The sequence below is a fragment of the Methylomonas sp. BW4-1 genome, assembly GCF_052474385.1.
Map to the genome: position 1 here is coordinate 2,668,854 of NZ_CP184125.1, position 18,986 is coordinate 2,687,839.

The following is an 18,986-nucleotide window of genomic DNA, read 5'->3' on the forward strand; positions in this document are numbered from 1 at the left end:
CTAAGCCGTATCGGTTTTGCGCAGCTTTTCCACGAGCGTGGTTCTGCGCATATTCAGCAGTTTGGCGGCATGCGCTACAACGCCATTGCATTCTTCCAAAGCCTGACGAATCAATTCGTTCTCGAGATCGGTCAAATATTCCTTAAGATCGATACCTTGTTCGGGTAAATGCACGGCCGCGACTGCACCGGGTGTCGGCATCGCCAGCGCTTCTCGCTCAGCCGGCCGCACAATGTGAATATCCTGCTCCGGCAATACAATCTGCACGCCTTCCGGTACTTCATAGCCCTGAAATTTTTCCGGTAAATCACTGACATCGACACTAGCATCCGGACTAATGATGGCTAAGCGCTCGATCAAATTTGACAACTCGCGGACGTTACCGGGCCAACTGTGTTGCATCAAGGTGGCGATTGCGCGAGGCGATAAACTGACGGTACCCCGGTTGGCGGCTTCCATGCGGGCAATCAGGTCGTTGATTAAATAAGGAATATCTTCGGCTCTTTCCCGCAAGGCTGGCACTTCGATCGGGAACACATTCAGACGGTAGAACAAATCCTCTCGAAAGCGCTTCTCGGCGATTTCCTGTTCGAGGTGACGATGCGTCGCGGCAATAATCCGCACATCGCAATGGATGGTTTTATTGCTGCCGACGCGCTCGAAAGTGCGCTCCTGCAATACTCTTAACAATTTAACCTGCATCGGCATCGGCATGTCGCCGATTTCATCCAAAAACAGCGTACCGCCTTCCGCCATTTCGAAACGACCTTGCCGCGAAGTCAACGCGCCGGTAAATGCACCCTTCTCGTGGCCGAACAATTCGCTTTCCAGCAGTTCACCGGGAATAGCCCCGCAATTGACCGGCACGAATGGCCTGTCTCGCCGCGCAGAGGCACGATGCAGCGCTTGCGCCACTACTTCCTTACCTGTGCCGGATTCGCCGAGGATAAGCACCGTGGCGTCGGATTTGGCGACTTGATCGATCTGCGCACGGGTTTTTTGAATGGCTTTGCTTTTACCCGCCAGACCCTTATCAGGCAGCGATTTTTTACTGGCTTGCGCAGGTTGCGGCAAACTGTCCAATAGTTGGATCAATAGCGGGTAGACAGTCGGCCACTCCAAGGTTTTATTGACCATTTGTTGAATGGCGCTAACTACCTGCGGCCCACCGGCGTCCACCAGCAAAACCACAGGAATGTCGCCGACGCTTTCGGTGACCGTTTTGATCAAGCTGGCTTGCTTGTCGCCGCCGCAGCCGACAAATACCGCACCGAAGCTGTCATGATCTCTAAACGCCGCTTCAAAATCGCTACTGGCAACCGCCTCCACGCGATATTCCAAAAACCGGAGTATGCCTTCCACTTGCTGACTGCGGTGGGTGTTGTCATCAATGAGCAAAATTTCTGGCAAAGCCATGCTTATAATCTCTGCAAACTACGTTGTTTTAAGGCGGAAGGGTGTTGCTGATTTTAAGTTAAGCATCGAATCCGGTTATTGTCAAAATGGCCCCATTTCAAGCTATTGCATAGTTTAGTTCATGTTGTTTACATCGATTGACTAATCAGCCATCCCATTTTGCAGCTTGACAAATTTTCCACAACATAGAAACTAGCTCGATGTTTAACAACCAAGAGCCCCGTTGCCTTGAACGACATATCTTTGAGTATACTGTTCGGTATACTGGCAGCCTTACTGATTATTTCAGCTTTTTTTTCCGGCTCTGAAACCGCCTTGATGACGCTGAACCGTTATCGCTTGCAGCATTTGGTGAAAAAAAATCATAAGGGCGCGATTAAAGCCCATCAACTCTTAAAAAGGCCGGACCGTTTGCTGGGCCTGATCCTGCTGGGCAACAATTTTGTCAATATCCTGGCGTCGTCCTTAACAACCTTGATTGCCATCCGCGTCAGCGGAGATAACGCTATAGCCCCCGCTATCGGCCTGCTAACTTTCGGCATGCTGGTATTTTCCGAAGTAACCCCAAAAACCCTGGGCGCCCTCAAACCTGAGTTGCTGGCCTTACTATCCTCCTGGATTTACATTCCCTTATTAAAGATATTTTATCCCTTGGTATGGGTGATTAACGCTATATCCAGCCTGTTGTTATGGCCGTTCGGTATTAAAAGCTCGAGTAATACGGCTATCGAATCGCTAAATAAAGACGAGTTAAAAAGTATCGTTTCGGATGCCAATCATTTGCCGACGCGCTATCAAAACATGCTGTTGAGTATTTTAGATCTGGAATCCGCCAGCGTTACCGACATCATGACCCATCGCAATGAAATTATCGGTATCGATCTGGAAGAATCGGTCGAAGACATTATCGAACAACTACAAAATAGTCCGCATAATCGCCTGCCGGTATACAAAAAAAATATAGACCGGGTGATAGGTTTTCTACATTTACGTACGATTTTGGCACAAATTAGCGACCCTGATTTCGATAAACACAATATCACCAATAGTCTGTCCAAGCCTTTTTTCATTCCGGCCAGCACCTCGATTCACAAGCAAATGCAAATCTTTAAGGCCGAAAAACTCCGTATCGGCTTGGTAGTAGACGAATATGGCGATGTACAGGGCTTAGTGACGTTGGATGATTTATTACAGGAAATCGTCGGTGAACTGGTCTCGGAAGAACCCGATATAAAAATGCAAAAAGACGGTAGCTATCTGGTGGATGCCGGCGTAACCATCCGCGAACTCAATCGCATCACCCACTGGGATTTGCCCACCGAAGGCCCGAAAACCTTGAATGGCTTGGTAATCGAATACATGGAAACCATTCCGGAACCGGGTACCAGCGTGAAACTGCATGGGCATATTATTGAAATAATTAAGCGCGATGAAAACGCGATCAAGCTGATTAAATTCAATCCCAAACGCTGACCAAAATTTATTTTAGGCAAAAAAAGGCGGTTATTTTTAATAACCGCCTTAGAAGCAATAGGAAGAAATATAACGCAACTTTAAACTATCAAACCGAACTAAAAAGTTAGGTTAATCATAGTGGCGAAAATTTCAAATTCAAATGTGACATATTGTCGCAGGTTGAGTTTGAGCGTTAAACAGTTCAGCGGTATGTAAATTGCTCGCTTACCTCAACCAACCCTTCCTTTTAAAGAAAATAAACGGCAATAATACCGAGATAGTCATCAATCCGAGTGCAAAAGGATAACCCAGCATCCACTGCAATTCCGGCATATTCTCAAAGTTCATACCGTAAATACTGGCAATCAGGGTGGGCGGCAACATTGCCACCGAAGCAACCGAGAAAATCTTGATTACCTTGTTCTGATTGATATTGATAAAACCGACGGTGGCATCCATCAGGAAGTTAATCTTGTCGAACAAAAACGCGGTATGGCTATTAAGCGATTCTATATCGCGCAGAATTTGCTGCGCATCTTCCAACTGCGTGGTATTCAGCAGTTTGCGGCGAATCAAAAACGACACGGCGCGCTGAGTGTCGAGCATATTCCGCCGGATTCGGCCGTTTAAATCCTCCTCTGCGGCAATATCGGTCAAAATATCCGCAGCTTCTTCGTCGCTAATATCCTGGCTCAAAACTTTTTTGCTGACAATTTCCAACTGCTCGTAAATATTCTCCAGCGCATCCGCGGAATACTCGGCTTCAGCGCCGTATAAATCCAGCAACATATCCTTACAATCGGAGACAAAGCCAGGCTGCGTGCGCGCCCGTAAACGCTGTAAACGAAACACGGGCAATTCTTCGCTACGTACCGAAAACAACATGTCACCGCGCAGTATGAAGGCGACCGGCACGCTGCGCGATTTGCCTTCGCGATCCAGTAAAAAATCCGAATGGATATGAATTTCGTGCTGATCCTCGACGTAGAACCGGGCGCTGGCTTCCAAATCGGTCAAATCCAGGGGGTCCGGCAACTCCAGGCCATAATGTTGCCCGATAAGCAGCCGCTGCGCCTTGCTTGGCGCCAACAAATCGATCCAGATCGGCTTGATGGCGTACAAATCGTGGCGGCAGGTAATCGCCACTTTGGCTAGGCGACCTTCGACCAACTCAAATGCGCTCATTTGTCCCACGCCACAATGCGGTTCTCGGTCGCCGACCAATTCCTCGCGCAAGGTATCGGACAACTCCCAAAGCACATCGTCCTGCCTGGATTCCTCGACCTGCTGCCAAACCAAATTCGCATCTTCCAGGTCCAGAGCATGCAGAATTTGCCCAATTTCGATAGCAGACAGCCGCGCCAACAGACTACGCAGTTCCACCATGTGCTGCTTTTGTACCAAAGCAGTGATCAGCTTACGGCGCGGCATAGGCTGATTGTTCAGCATGCCTTCGACAAGCTTATGTTTTTTCAACAAATCGTTGATTGTTTGTAGCGACAAGAGCAACTCCGGAATAAAGCAAGCACCAAATTTTTTATTCGGCGGGTATAAAACGGCTAACTTTAAACCAAAACGCTGACAAAAAATCGGTCGCCACTCTTGAGCGAACGGCGAACCACAGTAAATTTAGACAAAAGCACTTAATTTTGATGACACATCAAACGATGGATTGATGCAAACCATCTGCTTAAAGTAGTCACTGACAGATAATTTACACAATATACAAGTCCAGGCGCCACGTAAACAGACGCGGCGATAAGCAAACAATTCCGAGTTAAATACGGCCGTATTGATCTTCGTAACGGACGATATCGTCTTCGCCGAGATAGCTGCCGGATTGGACTTCCACCATTTCCAACGGAATCACCCCAGGGTTTTCCAGGCTATGAATAACACCTAAGGGAATATAAATCGATTCGTTTTCGGTGACCAAAATTTTCTCACCGTTTTTATCCACCCAGGCAGTTCCTTTGACGACAACCCAATGCTCGGCTCGGTGATGATGCTTTTGCACCGATAATTTCGCACCAGGCTTCACCACGATACGCTTGGTTTGATGGCGCTCACCGGCATCGACCAAATCGTAATGTCCCCAAGGTCTGTAAACTTTACGATGCACGCTGGCTTCACTGCGTTTCAATTTTTTCAGTTGATCGACTACTTCCTTGACGTCTTGCACCCTATCTTTCGCGGCGATCATGACCGCATCGTCGGTTTCGACCACTACCAAATTATCCACGCCGATCACCGCTACCAGTTTATTAGCCGAGTGAATATAGGAGTTGCAAGTATCCACCGTTAACACATCGCCTTTGATGGCGTTGCCGGCTGCATCTTTATCCGTTACGTCCCAAAGCGCGGACCAAGAACCGACGTCATTCCATTCCGCATCCAACGGGATCACTACCGCCTTATCGGTTTTCTCCATCACCGCGTAATCAATGGAATCTGATGGACACGTCGAAAAAATCTGCTTATCCAATCGAACGAAGTCCATATCCGGTTTAGCGACCCGCAGAGCCTCCCTGCATACTTCCAGCATTTCCGGATTGAATTTTTCCAGCTCACGCAAAAAGCAACCCGCTTTAAAAGCGAACATGCCGCTGTTCCAAAAATACTCGCCACTTTCCAGATAGCGCTGCGCGGTTTGCAAATCGGGCTTTTCAACAAATGCGGCAACTTTATAGGCTTCACCGTGGCGGGTATCGCCGCGCTTGATGTAGCCATAGCCGGTTTCCGGCTCGGTTGCGACGATGCCAAACGTCACCAAAAGATCCTGTTTCGCCAACAGTTCGGCTTGAACCACCGCCCGATGGAAAGCGGCACGATTACCGACCACATGGTCAGCCGGCAAAATCAACAACACATCGTCTTCGGAGCGTGCACTTAATGCCGCCATCGCTACGGCCGGCGCGGTATTTTTGCCGACAGGCTCCAAAATAATGGCAGCCGGTTTGATGCCGATTTCCCGCATTTGCTCCGCGAGCATAAATCGATGGTCTTCGTTACAAACCGCAATGGGTGCTTGTAAGCCGGCAACGCCATCAAGCCTTAAAATGGTTTCCTGCAGCATGGTGTTGCCGGACACCAAGGGCAAAAATTGCTTGGGATACTGACCACGAGACAAAGGCCATAGCCGAGTTCCTGAACCACCTGATAATACTACCGGGATCATAATGTCGTTTTCCTTACGGGCTGAATGAAAATGGGTTGAGCTAGTCTAACATTTAGGTAACTGCTGGGGTCAAGCCTTGGATCAGGTAATTTAACTCGCAAATTTGCCCCTGCGTTTTCATTGAATTGTCACAATAAGCTCGGCGCAGCCTTTTAATCACAACAAGCTATCGCGAGCTGTTTCAATTTTTGCCGGGCCAAATCGTAATCTCCATCCGGGGTTTCGGTATACAACACGACGAGCAATTCAGCCGATGCATCACCTGACAAACGTTTCAGCAATTGCCACCATTTCGCCAGATAGGCATTAGCGGTATTTTTGTCGCCAACCCTGTACCAACGCTCGACTAACAAGCTCCGATGTGTACTGTTTAGTACCGCTTCTTCAATATCGCCGCTTTTATCGGCTGCCCAGTGCATGGCAATGACGTCGTCATGCAGCATCCGCCATATCGGATGTTTTTGCGGCACCAGATAATTTTGCGAATTGACCAGTTCACCACCTTGGGTTTCATCGCCAAAATTGGCAAAATACATACCGACTATCGTTTGACCATGGCTTAAATAAACTTTGGCATCCGCCACCACGCCCTTAAAACTGGGCTCCCAACCCCAATCGGGCGCTGCAACCGGCTGCCAATCAGGCAAAGACGGGCGGCTAAAGCGCTCGGGTACCTCGACGTGGGCGGCCTGTAGTGCGGATAGACCTTGTGAAGCAAACGGCCAAATGAAAACGCATAAAGCGGTTACTGTTAAGGCCGGCCAATAATGTTTGTAAATCGTTGCTGCATCAGCAAGGTTAGAGTCACCCGCCAAATCCAGGGTCGATGCGGCCGCTACCCCAGCATCCGAATCGTGCCAAAAAGAGCCAAAATAAAACAACGCAAACATGACGATCCCAAAAAACACCCAGCCGTAAACGATGTGATCGACACCCGCAGCCAGTTTCATGTTACTGAAGTGGCCTATCATCACAATCAAATAGGCGCGCAGACCGTTAGCTAAAATCGGCACCAAGAAGGAGAGCGTAATGAAGATAGTTCGTTTCTTGTAGCTGCTGTAATTGAGATACGCATACACCGAACCCAGTGTTAGCGACGAAATCAAATAACGCAAACCACTGCAACCCTCTACCACCGACCAGTTGCCCGAGGTTAGCGTAAAAAACAAGCCTTCCCGGTAAACACTCATTCCGGTCAGCCGTATCAGCGTAACGACAAAGGTGGCGGTGTATTCCATTAAAGGCGGAATAAATGCTTCCCCGAATGGCACCATCAAAAATAAAAACACTATCGGAAATGACATTTGCGCGACGGTATGGCTGCCAAGCACGGCCCAAAAACCACCGACCAAAACACCAACCACTGCCCATTGCTGAATCACCGCAACATGCACCAAATCCGCAATTAACCAGCCAAATCCGCTAACGATAATAAACAGCAAACCTAACGGGCTAAAAGCCGGCCGTAAATCTCGATAGAGCTCCCGGCGCGACCAAATCAACCAAAGACTAACCGGGGCCACTAAAAAACCGTGCGTGAATGTGTCTGACCGCGACCAAATTGCGACAATTTCTAACCAGGTCTCAAAAAAAGCCGCTACTGAAACCAGGGTAACCAACACGACGCCCAGCAGCGGTTTACGCCAGTGTCCAGGCAGTCCTAAAGCTTTTAACATTCTATTTCCTCTGCTATTTAGTGGTTACTCAACTACGAACGCCCGCGTCGTCTATATGCTACAGAGCCTAGACTCAACCCAATGTTTAGCGAATGGCTATTTACCGCTGTTATCATAAGCCTGCTGCTATGTCGACCACATCTAAAGTTTGCGCTGTGGTTTTCAGCTAGTTCACTAATCTCTGCTACGATAAAAGTTCAGTGCGTTGGTCGACCCAATATTCAGGCTTTTTAATTATTAAACAAAATCCATGGTAGTTCTGTTTTTTTTAGGTTTCTGGCTGGCCTGCCTTACCGGCTTATGGCTGTGGAAAAAACCCTTATTTATCGCTACCTGGCGTGAGCCCTATTTTGCCGATACGCCGGTTTTAATCGAAAGCGACGACTGGGGTCCGGGTGGCGACTTCCACGCAGCCCGTTTAACAGAGCTGCTCTCCATGCTGGCTCAACACAAAGACGCTGTAAACCGCTCTGCGATACTTACCGCCGATATGGTGTTAGCCGTTCCGGATTTAGCAAAGATCGAATCCACGGGCCAATACCACAGGCGCATGCTGGACAAAGACTTCCCGGCCATTTTTGCAGCACTGCAACAAGGCATACAACAAGACACTTTAGTGCCGCAACTGCATGGCATGGAACACCTGAACGGCAAGGCCTTCGCGGAATTATGCCGGCAACAAGACCCCCGCCTGGCAACCGCCCGCGCAACTAAGGATTGGTGGGACTGGGAAAAACTGGATTCGCCGCTACAAGGCCACTATGTAGACGGACGCAATTTACCTACCCAGGCAATTGACGCTGCGGAAGCCAATTCACTGGTCGCAAATGCCATGCAATGTTTTACCGGCATGTTCGGCTATCCCAGCCTCAGCACAGTCGCCCCGTGCTATTTATGGAACGATGAGATCGAACAAAGTTGGCAACAGCAAAATATCATCGCCATTCAAACTGCTGGCTACCGCTGTACCGGGCGCAATGAAACCGGACATTATTTTCAGGATCCTCCGCTGATACGGGTCGGCAATACCAATCGTTTCGCACAACTTTACCTCGTTCGCAACGTGATGTACGAACCTGTTGACGGCAAAAACACACCGACCAGCGCGTTTGCCGAAGCTGAAATGGCTTATCGCCAAGCCCTGCCTGTGAGTATTTCCACACATCGCTACAATTACACGCGCTCAGAGGACGAATGCCAACAAGCTATACGTGGGTTAGATCATCTTTTAGGGCAAATCAGGGCAAATTTGCCCAACGTTCGCTTCTTGGCGTCCCCGGAACTCGCCGAATTCTTGCAAAACAAAACCGACAATATCGTGAATCGTTTCAATCAGCGTCAATGGCCAGCAATTAGCTTAGCTGCGACGCACCGCAAAACCGGTGCATTTCTATACCGTCTATACTACAGACACAGAAAATTAGCGCTGATCGGTTATTGCACCGGATTAATTGTACCGGCGTGGTTGATCTGCAAAACCAGTTTATAACCATTCTAACGTATCGAAAATTTTGATTAGCCCAAAATGAAAATCAGCGCCGTCATTCCAGCGTATAACAGCGCGACATTCATTCGTGCCGCCATCGAAAGCATCCAGGCGCAAACCAGCAAAGTTGACGAAATCATCGTGGTGGATGATGGCTCCACGGACAACACCGAACAAGTCCTTAAGACGTTTGCCCATACCGTCATTTATCACAAACAAGCCAATCAAGGCCCGTCCGCCGCGCGCAATAAAGGCATAGAATTGGCTAGCGGTGATTGGATTGCATTTCTGGATGCCGATGATCAATGGACTGTGGACAAAACCACCAAGCAAATCCAAGCATTGCAAACCAATCCGGAACTCCACCTGATTGCCGGCGACATGACGGAAATCGACAACGACGACCAACTGCTAACCCAATCGGTGTTAGCCAAACATAAAATGTTGGACTATTTCCAACAGCTGGCCGGAAAACCAATTCCCAACGCCCTTGCTGCGTTAGTGAAAAAAAATTTTATACCGACGGGTACCGTTTTGGCGAAGCGCCAAACCTTGCTTGAAGCAGGCATGTTCAATACCGAGATTCGTTATGGAGAGGACTTGGAATTGTGGGCAAAAATCGCCACCTTTCACGCAGTAACGTGCCTTCCCGACATTTTGATGCTGCGCCGCCAGCACGGCAACAATGCCACGCAAGCCAGCGAAGGTATGTTAATAGACTTGACCAAGGTGACTGAGTCTATTCGGAACTTTGCCTCGCCCCAGCTAATTGCCCAAGGCGTTTCGCCAAATAGTTTAGTGGCAGAGGCGCAATGGACGCTTGGCTACTGGTATTTCAGCGGCGGCAATAATGCCAAAGCCAGAGAAGCCTTTAAAAAAAGCCTCTCCCAGGATTTCACACTTAACAATCTACTCTATCTGATTTTCAGTATCTTGCCAGCCAGCTTAATTAATGCGCTACGTGTCATTAAACAAAAATTCGCAAAATTCTGAGTATATGAGAATATTCCTTAACGCTTTCTACGCTGATATTGCCAAACTCTGATTTCATGTCGACCAACAACCTCCCAAAAAGAATTATCTATGTCGAAAACGGAATTGGTTATGGTGGCGCCATTATCTGTTTGAGGCATTTAGTCAGAAATCTTGATCGTGATCGCTTTCTACCTCTAGTTGTTACAGGACGCGACGGTCCGCAATATCGGGAGATTGCCGATGAAGCTTTATGGAAACACATCCCGGACCGTCATATAGACATCGTGGCGTGGCGTGCAAAAGCGGAATCGATTCAATGGTTAACGAAGGCGTCTCCCCTGCGGTTTTTCGTCAATCAACTGATAGCCAGAAGCGACGATTTATTTAATTTTTTACCGTTTTTTCTCGACTTGCTTTGGACTGCATGGCGGTTCAAAGCGGACCTGATCCATGCCAATAACGAGCCGCTTTGTAACAGAGCCGCGCTCTTGGTAGCCAAGATTTTGCGTATCCCCAGTATTTGCCATGTCCGTGGCAACCCTGACGGACCGCATTCAGCGCGCTGGGCTTATTCCCTACCCGATCATTTTGTGTCCGTCTCCCATTGGGTTGCCAATAGCATGCGTGAAAAATTAGCCGTGCACGACGAGAAAATTAGCGTGGTCTATGATGGCATCGCTTTGGATAAGCTGAACAACCAAGCAGGTGGCTCCTTATTTAGGCAACGATTCGATTTACCTGAAAATATCTTTATCGTAGGTTTAGTAGGCTTACTTATTCCTTGGAAAGGGCAACAACTATTTATCGACGCGGCTAAAATACTGCAAGACCAAATACCCCATTTAAAAATGCTGATTGTCGGTGGAACGCCAGACGATTGCATCCCTTACGAACGAGAGCTTAGAGAACGTGTAAGACAGGAATCGTTGTCGGATACCGTCAACTTTATCGGCCACGTCAGCGACATGATAGAAGCCTACAAAGCGCTGGATATTGTGGTCTCAGCATCCACTAGCCCCGAACCATTAGGTACGGTCGTCATCGAAGCGATGGCGTTAGGCCGGCCATTGATCGTACCAAACCATGGCGGCGGCGCGGAAATGGTTGAAGATAATCAAACCGGACTGTTATTTAACAGCGGTGACGCGGAAAGTTTGGCAGCGTCTATCCTTAAGTTTTACCGCTCCAGCGAGTTGATGAATCGGTTAGCCAGTAACGCCCGGGGCAAAGCATTAGCCACCTTCGACGTCCGGCAGCACACAGAAGCGATACAGTCCATATATCAAAAGTTTTTATAAAACAGTACTCAAGCAAATTCATGCGCCAGAAAAAAGTCAGATTACTTCCATTGCTATTTATTGCCTGTATCCGGAATGCGGCAGCCGACTATCCGAAAACCGACGCCGATTACGCCTTCCTGCCACCCTACTGCAAGGCGCGCGCATCCGATCAAAAATCGCCTGACTACCAAAGCTGGAACCGAAAGTTCGGCGACGACTTCATTCATATCCACCACTATTGCGCAGGCTTACACACCATGAATTTAGCCTTCAGAACCCATGACGAGGCAGAAAAACAGTCTAAATACCGCGCGGCAGTGGGAGATCTTCTATATGTACCGGATCACGCCTCGCCTACTTTTAAGTTAATGCCAAAAATATTTTACGATGTCGGTCAAGCCTACCAATTCATGGGTGAAATTGATGACGCAATTGCCGCCAACTTAAAGAGTATTTCGCTTGATAAAAATAACTCTTTTCCTTATGCCGCCTTGAGCAGTTTGTATCAAAGAAAAAACATGAAAGCAGAAGCTAAAACCATTTTAGAAAAAGGCTTGGAACACAACCCCAACTCGAAAATATTGCTTAAACGCATGAAGAATTTCAAATAATCCCCATCTCTAATTAAAAGCTTAACCGCTACCGATTGGATTATTCAGTTAAAATAAATACCCATGTTACGAATCGCCAAAAACTTATATACCTACAGAGAGCTAATAGCCGCACTCACCTGGAAAAACATCGTTATCCGCTATAAGCAAGCATACCTCGGAATTTTATGGGCTGTATTAAAGCCTATTATGTTAATGCTGGTATTTACCTTGGTTAAAGGTTTTGTGGGCATAGAAACCGGCGGCTTACCTTATCCGCTTATTACGTTTGCAGCACTAATACCTTGGGTATTTTTTCAGGAATCAGTTTCTGAAGGCGTCAATAGCGTGACTTCGAATGCCAATTTGATCAAAAAAATATATTTCCCGCGTGAAGTGTTTCCATTAACCGCGATGGTTACCAAACTAGTGGAATTAGTTATCAGTTTTGCGATATTGGCGGCCATGATGATTTATTATCATGTCATGCCCACTCTGCATGCGGTCTGGATACCGGCTTTCGTGCTATACACGATGATAGTCGCCTTAACAATCAGCTTCTTTGGCGCAGCGATGAATGTATACTACCGCGATATAGCTCAAGCAATACCAATAGCATTATCTTTATTGATGTACGGTTCCCCAGTCATCTATCCGTTGAGCTTGGTACAAAAGAAATTAGTTATAGAACAGGCAGCGGGCGAATGGTCCAATGATTTGTATTTTTTATACACACTTAATCCATTAGTGGGCATTATAGATGGATTTCAAAGTGTTTTAATTAGAGCAACAGAGCCCGATTTAAATGTAATTTATCCGGGTTTAATTTTGATTTTGGTAATACTACCGTTCAGCTATTGGTTTTTTAAGCGCGCGGAAAGTTGGTTCGCCGATGTCATATAAGATTCGGCAAAAAACTTCAAAATTACATCATTAATTAGCATATATGGCCATCATAGAAGTCAACCACCTCACCAAGGAATACCAACTCGGTCACCTTACCAGTTTGAAGGAAACCGCTTTAAACACCATGAAACGCCTCGCCTTACAACCGGTTCACGAGCGCGAGCGCTTCAAAGCGCTTGACGATGTCAATTTTCACATCAATGAAGGTGAAGTAGTCGGTATCATCGGGCATAACGGCGCAGGTAAAAGTACTCTGCTCAAACACTTGGCCAATATCAGCAAACCCACCAAGGGCGAAGTCATTGTTAAAGGCAGCGTAGCGCCGTTGATTGAAGTGGGTGCCGGTGTCAATCCGGAACTAACCGGCCGAGAAAATATTTATCTTAATGGCGCCATCCTGGGTATTCCCAAAAAAATCATTCAACAGAAATTGGATGAAATCATTGATTTCTCCGAGCTGGAACAGTTTATTGACACACCGGTTAAACGTTATAGTTCCGGAATGACTGTTAAATTAGGTTTTTCTATTGCGACCAGTATGGAAGCTGATATTCTTATTGTTGATGAAGTATTGTCAGTCGGCGATCTAGCATTTCAAAGAAAGTGTTTTGATCGAATGGAAAACCTTATAAAACACAACAAAAAAACTGTTTTAATTGTCTCACACAATATAAGACAAATAGAAAGACTATGTACAAGAGCTATTTTATTCGATCATGGCAAAATTCAAAGCGATGACACGCCTGAAACAGTATGCGACCTATATTACTCACAAAGTGACACAAAAATAAACAAGCAAATTAAAGAATCTCGCCAACTATCAAAGAACAATCAAATAGGTAGTGGAGAATTTGAACTTATTCGAATGCATTTAACCACGCAAGACGAACAAGAAGTATCATCAATTATTCACAAAGGAAACATTGATGTAGTTATAGAGTTCTTTTTAACTTCACCACTGGAACATATAACTTTTGGATTAGGAGTGCATACTACAGACTTTTTATATCTCACAACACACAATAGTGAAAATGAGATTCCAGAAATGGCGTTAGCGGCAGGAAAACATCAAATTAAATGCACTCTAAAACACATTCCTTTACTACCCGGCATTTATTCCTTAAGGCTTGGAGTTACAGCATCTAAAGTTACACGCACGATTTTTTATTCAGAGAATATTTTGACATTCCAGGTTATGCCAGAATTAGGAAAATCGCAAACCACAACAATGCGGGATGGATTCTTCGCTTTAGATGCCCAATGGATCCCCGTAAATTAATTATTAAAGCACATGAAATCAGCCATTAAATGCCGTATTTGTGACTCAAAAGACAATCATCAACGCTTTATATTAAAGGAAATGATGTTTGGTTCCAACGAAGAATTCGAATACTTCAAATGCTCTCACTGTGGATGCCTTCAAATCACTGATATTCCTAGCAACTTATCTAGATTTTATCCTGATAATTATTATTCCTACCAAAAACCTATTTCAGATAAAACCTCTAAAATTTATACTTGGCTACAAAAACAACGCTGCAAAACGGCGATGTTCGGAAAAGGTGTTAAATTTAATAGAATACTATCGAGATTCATAGACTTACCATATGAATGGTACAAAACAGGACCATTACTCAAAAAGGCGCTATTTAAAAATTTCGACGACGCAATATTGGACATAGGTTGCGGAGAACATTCAAACTGGCTCATTGAAATAAAAAAATTTGGCTTTAAAAATCTAATTGGCATTGATCCATTCATTAAAATGGATAAAGAAGAACAAGGAATAACTTACTACAAAAAAAGCCTATTAGAAATGGAAGGGAAATTTAAATACATCACATTTCATCACTCGCTGGAGCATATACCAGACCAAATATCTCAGCTTGAAGCCGCCAGCAACTTGCTATCACCTGGCGGTATTTGTCTAGTTCGGATACCACTAGTGTCTTCATACGTTTGGGAAAAATATGGTGCTAGCTGGGTGGAATTAGATGCACCAAGACACTTATACCTTCATACAAACAAAAGCATAAAATTACTTGGAGAAAAGGCTGGTTTACGTTTGATTGATACAATCTATGACTCAGATGAATTTGAATTTGCAGCGAGTGAACAATATCAAGTAGGTATTCCGCTTTTTGACGAGCGATCATACCTAGTCAACCCTAAAAACAGCATTTTTTCCAACTCCCAAATGGATGAATTTAGAAAAGAAGCTGAACGTGTAAATAGAGAAGGTTCCGGTGGTAGAGCCGGATTTTATTTCGCTGCTAACAAATAAAAATATGGCATACAACCAACCAAAAGTTGCTATTTTAATATTAAACTGGAATGGAAAAAAAGACACGCTGGAATGTCTTGAATCATTGACATTATTAAAATATAAAAATTATCAAACCGCTGTGATAGACAATGGCTCCAACGATGACTCAGTGGAAGCTATAATGAAACAATATCCGCAAACCACAGTTCTACAGACAAACGCAAATCTAGGCTACGCAGGTGGAAACAATGTTGGAATTAGCTGGGCAATAGATAATAATTTTGATTATATATTTTTATTAAACAATGACACTATTGTCGACCCCTACTTAATTAATTCCCTCATAACTTCAGAACAAAAACAACATAATAAATCAATTCTTGGTGCAAAAATATACTTCTACGACAAGCCAAACACACTATGGTTCGCAGGCGGTCGTTGGCTAAAACAATTCAATCGATTTGAACATATAGGTTATGGCTCAACCGACAACATTAACTTCAACAACTTAAACGAAGTGGACTATATTACTGGCTGCGCACTGTTTGCATCTGCTGCCACATTTAAGGATGTAGGATTATTGGATGAGCAGTTTTTTCTTACTTACGAAGAAACTGATTGGTGCTACCGTGCACAAAAAAAAGGCTATAAATGTTATGTCGTCCCTGACGCCAAGCTTTGGCACAAAATATCCTCTTCTTTTGGAGGAGCAGAATCACCACTAGTAACTTATTTCATGACCAGAAATAAATTACTCTGGGGAAAAAAACATCTAACTTATCAAGCCATACTCAAACTTCACAAAGATAACTACCACATATTGCGTAATATTTTCTTACCACCCATTACCTTATACAACCCTGAATTACCTTTGATAAAAGGTCTGCTTTGGTCATTATCCACTTGGCTCAAAACAATCAAACTCAATATTTCGAAACCAGCAAATATAGCAACTTTAATTGCAATTCGAGACTATTATTTTAGCAGATTTGGCGACTGTCCTGAGAAAATTAGACAACTAAACATAAAAAAATAAAACCACAATTTTCAATCGCCGTATTTTTTTAAATTTACTCCAGAAGCAACTAACACATTAAAAATGAATATTCTAATAGTAAGCATGTGGTTGCCAATGCCTGACCGAGCATCCGCCGATCTTCGTTTTTATACTTTTTTAAAAATTTTATCGAAGTCGCATCAGATTACCATCTGTCCCTTCAACTTAAATGAACAAGTTGAAGAAATTGGAGAAGAAGCAGTTCAAGGCTATCTAAATATACTCAAAAACCTTAGCATTCATCTCGGCACTACAGATGTATTAACCACCCTTAGAATCGAAAAATTCGATATTGTTATTTTCGAATATTTTCATTACGTTAATCGCTATATTGATTTTGTTAGATTTTTTCAACCGAAGGCCCGTATTTTAGTTGACTCAGTTGACATTACGTATAACCGATTCTTTTCAAAGGCCAACTTAACTAAAGACTCCGCTGATTTTAAATACGCTGAAACTATAAAAAATCAAGAACTTTCAGCCTACGCCAGAGCGGATATGACTATCACTGTAACGATTGATGATGATTTACTGCTTAAAAAAGATATTTCCAATATAAAAACCTGTATTTTGCCTAATATCCATAAGATTCCTGAACGGCTCTCGCGCACTCCACCTTATACCAAATTATTATTTGTTGGCGCTTTCAAACACGAACCGAATATTGATGCCATTCATTATTTCTGCAAAGAAATTTTTCCAAAAATATTAGAAGTCAATCCTAATTTCCAATTGGAGGTAGTCGGGCCAAACCCACCAGAGTCGGTTCTAGAACTACAATCTGAAAATATTTTTATTCGTGGATTTATTGAAGATCTGGAAGAACATTACCGTAACGCTCACATATCTATCGCCCCACTACGTTTTGGCGGAGGAATGAAGGGTAAAATAGGTGAAGCGTTGAGTTACGGTATACCAGTAGTGACCACCCAAATAGGTGCTGAGGGGTTTGGGCTAACTAACAATGAAAATATTTTAGTCGCAGAAACCTCAAATCAATTTGCGGAACTTGTCTTAAAAGTTAGCAGAGATGAACAGCTTTACGAAAAGCTGTCAATCAATGGGTATAACTTCATTAAAGACAAATATTCCGAAGATGCAACCAACAAAAGAATTACAGAGATAATAGACTCTATCCCGCTAATTACACCAAAAAAACTAAGCGTTATTACGAGGATAAAAATGTTTGTAAAATTCAGTTACAACCGACATTTTGGTTGGCGGCTAAACAGTACTAAATGAATTTAATTTGATCATACTCCGACACTTTTCGTGATTCGACCAACCCCAAAATGATTACGCCGTACAAACCCAAAAGAATTCTATTTGTACAACACGGTGCCACCGTGATGGGCGGCGTCGAGCGACTGTTGTTACAAATCTCGGGGTCCTACCGAGACAGAGGTGTTGAATCCATCGTGGTATTGCCCGAAGACGGGGAGCTAGTGGCCCGTTTAAATGCTATTGGCATAAAAACCTATATAATCCCGAGCATTTTATTCCCTGGCTCAAACAACGCCGGCATCAATCTATACCTTGCAGGCACTATCGAACGAGCACAAGCGGTATTACAGATCATTAAAGACGAAGCAATCGATATAGTTCATACCAATACTGTCTACCCATTCGATGGCGCTTTAGCGGCAAAAATGGCCAATATTCCGCATATCTGGCATGTACATAGTAATTTCGATATCGATACCACTCCTACGCTGCTAAAGGCCTACAACTTATCCGATCAAGCGATTAGAGCGCTTTACGCCGATCTTTGCGATACTTTGGTAGGGGTGAGTAGGCGTACTTTGAAATTTTTTGAAGGAGACCCCAGGATTTCCTCGCGTGTCATTTTGAACGCGCTCAAGATAGACGAGTTTGATCATAAAACCTTATCCCAAAGCGGCGAACCAAACTTACGCGATTTATTAAAAATTAATAGTAATGACCCGATAGTCGGCATCGTTGGCAGGATATGCGATCAGAAAGATCCTTTAACATTTGTGCGAGCGGCCAAACTTATTTCCGAAAAAAATCCGGAGGCGCATTTTGTAATCATTGGCCCCCCAGATGATAAAACTCTAAAAAAGCTAGTCGAAGACGAAATTTGCCGTTCTCGTAATCCAAGCCATTTCCATTTCCTAGGCGAAAGAGAGGACGTTCCTGCCCTGTTGCCGCAACTCAGCGTCATACTCATCACATCGATATTCGAGGGACTTGCCGGCGTCTGCCTTGAGGCCCTTGCAGCACGCTGTCCTACCGTGTCAACACGTTGTGGGGGTTCTGAGGACGTAATTGTGGATGGTGAAAACGGTTTTTTGGTCGATATAGGGGATTATGAAGCTATAGCGCAAAAGGCTTTGAGAATTATTGAAGATCCTGAGCTCTCTAATAATTTAAAGATTTCCGGAAGAAAAATAGTTGAAAAAAACTTTTCCTGGGAATGCTTTATCGATAATTTTATAGCTTTATATTCTGAATTACTGAAAAAAAATAATGATCGGCAAAAATCCGACCCGGCCTTGGAGCTCTGCTTTCATCTTATCGCGCAAAATGCTGCGCTAAACTTAAAGCTCGAAGCCCACAATTCCAGACTTATTGAATTGGAAGGTTTTTTTGAGCGACTGCAAAGCAGTAATGTATACCGCCTCACCAAGTATATTTATAAAATACTTGGCGGGCATGTAAGGTCATAAAAGCCAATCAT

At 44.6% G+C, this 18,986-nt stretch carries 15 protein-coding genes; 11 read left to right on the forward strand and 4 right to left on the reverse strand.

Features of this window, described 5'->3' with window-relative positions; all coding sequences use genetic code 11:
• On the reverse strand, positions 1 to 1,416 hold the full coding sequence (locus ACH5Y9_RS12350; protein WP_101052137.1) for a sigma-54 dependent transcriptional regulator: 1,416 nt from the start codon (positions 1,414 to 1,416) through the stop codon (positions 1 to 3).
• 228 nt (positions 1,417 to 1,644) lie between these two features.
• Between ACH5Y9_RS12350 and ACH5Y9_RS12355 the strand changes: the two genes are divergently transcribed.
• Complete coding sequence (locus tag ACH5Y9_RS12355) at positions 1,645 to 2,889, forward strand: HlyC/CorC family transporter (protein ID WP_445369835.1); 1,245 nt, start codon at positions 1,645 to 1,647, stop codon at positions 2,887 to 2,889.
• Between the two features lie 207 nt (positions 2,890 to 3,096).
• Here the strand turns inward: ACH5Y9_RS12355 and corA are convergent, their stop codons facing one another.
• From corA to xrtA, 3 genes are all read right to left on the reverse strand, one after another.
• Entirely contained in the window at positions 3,097 to 4,374 is a 1,278-nt protein-coding gene (gene corA, locus ACH5Y9_RS12360; RefSeq protein WP_101052135.1) for a magnesium/cobalt transporter CorA, read from the reverse strand.
• Between the two features lie 274 nt (positions 4,375 to 4,648).
• The gene (locus ACH5Y9_RS12365) at positions 4,649 to 6,049 is read right to left on the reverse strand and encodes a mannose-1-phosphate guanylyltransferase/mannose-6-phosphate isomerase (RefSeq protein ID WP_445369836.1); all 1,401 of its coding nucleotides are present in this window, start codon (positions 6,047 to 6,049) and stop codon (positions 4,649 to 4,651) included.
• Positions 6,050 to 6,201: 152 nt separating this feature from the next.
• Entirely contained in the window at positions 6,202 to 7,725 is a 1,524-nt protein-coding gene (xrtA, locus tag ACH5Y9_RS12370) for an exosortase A (RefSeq protein WP_445369837.1), read from the reverse strand.
• A gap of 250 nt (positions 7,726 to 7,975) precedes the next feature.
• On the opposite strand from xrtA, the gene ACH5Y9_RS12375 reads away from it, so the two are divergent.
• From ACH5Y9_RS12375 to ACH5Y9_RS12420, 10 genes are all read left to right on the forward strand, one after another.
• On the forward strand, positions 7,976 to 9,214 hold the full coding sequence (locus ACH5Y9_RS12375) for a hypothetical protein (protein ID WP_445369838.1): 1,239 nt from the start codon (positions 7,976 to 7,978) through the stop codon (positions 9,212 to 9,214).
• A 36-nt stretch (positions 9,215 to 9,250) separates the two neighbouring features.
• The gene (locus ACH5Y9_RS12380; protein ID WP_445369839.1) at positions 9,251 to 10,204 is read left to right on the forward strand and encodes a glycosyltransferase family 2 protein; all 954 of its coding nucleotides are present in this window, start codon (positions 9,251 to 9,253) and stop codon (positions 10,202 to 10,204) included.
• 56 nt (positions 10,205 to 10,260) lie between these two features.
• Positions 10,261 to 11,484 (forward strand): glycosyltransferase family 4 protein, encoded by a 1,224-nt coding sequence (locus ACH5Y9_RS12385; protein ID WP_445369840.1) that lies wholly within the window; start codon positions 10,261 to 10,263, stop codon positions 11,482 to 11,484.
• Between the two features lie 20 nt (positions 11,485 to 11,504).
• The gene (locus ACH5Y9_RS12390; protein ID WP_445369841.1) at positions 11,505 to 12,077 is read left to right on the forward strand and encodes a tetratricopeptide repeat protein; all 573 of its coding nucleotides are present in this window, start codon (positions 11,505 to 11,507) and stop codon (positions 12,075 to 12,077) included.
• Between the two features lie 63 nt (positions 12,078 to 12,140).
• The gene (locus tag ACH5Y9_RS12395; RefSeq protein ID WP_033158989.1) at positions 12,141 to 12,959 is read left to right on the forward strand and encodes an ABC transporter permease; all 819 of its coding nucleotides are present in this window, start codon (positions 12,141 to 12,143) and stop codon (positions 12,957 to 12,959) included.
• 43 nt (positions 12,960 to 13,002) lie between these two features.
• Entirely contained in the window at positions 13,003 to 14,241 is a 1,239-nt protein-coding gene (locus ACH5Y9_RS12400; RefSeq protein WP_445369842.1) for an ABC transporter ATP-binding protein, read from the forward strand.
• Between the two features lie 12 nt (positions 14,242 to 14,253).
• Entirely contained in the window at positions 14,254 to 15,246 is a 993-nt protein-coding gene (locus ACH5Y9_RS12405) for a class I SAM-dependent methyltransferase (RefSeq protein ID WP_415878632.1), read from the forward strand.
• A 4-nt stretch (positions 15,247 to 15,250) separates the two neighbouring features.
• A complete protein-coding gene (locus ACH5Y9_RS12410) occupies positions 15,251 to 16,264 on the forward strand; it encodes a glycosyltransferase family 2 protein (RefSeq protein ID WP_445369843.1) in 1,014 nt (337 codons plus the stop codon).
• A 63-nt stretch (positions 16,265 to 16,327) separates the two neighbouring features.
• The gene (locus ACH5Y9_RS12415; RefSeq protein ID WP_445369844.1) at positions 16,328 to 17,527 is read left to right on the forward strand and encodes a glycosyltransferase; all 1,200 of its coding nucleotides are present in this window, start codon (positions 16,328 to 16,330) and stop codon (positions 17,525 to 17,527) included.
• 50 nt (positions 17,528 to 17,577) lie between these two features.
• On the forward strand, positions 17,578 to 18,975 hold the full coding sequence (locus ACH5Y9_RS12420; protein WP_445369845.1) for a glycosyltransferase family 4 protein: 1,398 nt from the start codon (positions 17,578 to 17,580) through the stop codon (positions 18,973 to 18,975).
• The last annotated feature ends 11 nt before the right edge of the window (positions 18,976 to 18,986 follow it).

Excerpts from the sequence above, each read along its gene's own strand:
- ACH5Y9_RS12380 (WP_445369839.1), top strand. The coding sequence starts at position 9,251 with ATGAAAATCAGCGCCGTCATTCCAGCGTATAACAGCGCGACATTCATT.
- ACH5Y9_RS12350 (WP_101052137.1), bottom strand. The coding sequence starts at position 1,416 with ATGGCTTTGCCAGAAATTTTGCTCATTGATGACAACACCCACCGCAGT.
- ACH5Y9_RS12395 (WP_033158989.1), top strand. The coding sequence starts at position 12,141 with ATGTTACGAATCGCCAAAAACTTATATACCTACAGAGAGCTAATAGCC.
- ACH5Y9_RS12415 (WP_445369844.1), top strand. The coding sequence starts at position 16,328 with ATGAATATTCTAATAGTAAGCATGTGGTTGCCAATGCCTGACCGAGCA.
- xrtA (WP_445369837.1), bottom strand. The coding sequence starts at position 7,725 with ATGTTAAAAGCTTTAGGACTGCCTGGACACTGGCGTAAACCGCTGCTG.
- ACH5Y9_RS12410 (WP_445369843.1), top strand. The coding sequence starts at position 15,251 with ATGGCATACAACCAACCAAAAGTTGCTATTTTAATATTAAACTGGAAT.
- ACH5Y9_RS12390 (WP_445369841.1), top strand. The coding sequence starts at position 11,505 with ATGCGCCAGAAAAAAGTCAGATTACTTCCATTGCTATTTATTGCCTGT.
- ACH5Y9_RS12400 (WP_445369842.1), top strand. The coding sequence starts at position 13,003 with ATGGCCATCATAGAAGTCAACCACCTCACCAAGGAATACCAACTCGGT.
- ACH5Y9_RS12405 (WP_415878632.1), top strand. The coding sequence starts at position 14,254 with ATGAAATCAGCCATTAAATGCCGTATTTGTGACTCAAAAGACAATCAT.
- ACH5Y9_RS12375 (WP_445369838.1), top strand. The coding sequence starts at position 7,976 with ATGGTAGTTCTGTTTTTTTTAGGTTTCTGGCTGGCCTGCCTTACCGGC.
- ACH5Y9_RS12365 (WP_445369836.1), bottom strand. The coding sequence starts at position 6,049 with ATGATCCCGGTAGTATTATCAGGTGGTTCAGGAACTCGGCTATGGCCT.
- ACH5Y9_RS12385 (WP_445369840.1), top strand. The coding sequence starts at position 10,261 with ATGTCGACCAACAACCTCCCAAAAAGAATTATCTATGTCGAAAACGGA.
- ACH5Y9_RS12420 (WP_445369845.1), top strand. The coding sequence starts at position 17,578 with ATGATTACGCCGTACAAACCCAAAAGAATTCTATTTGTACAACACGGT.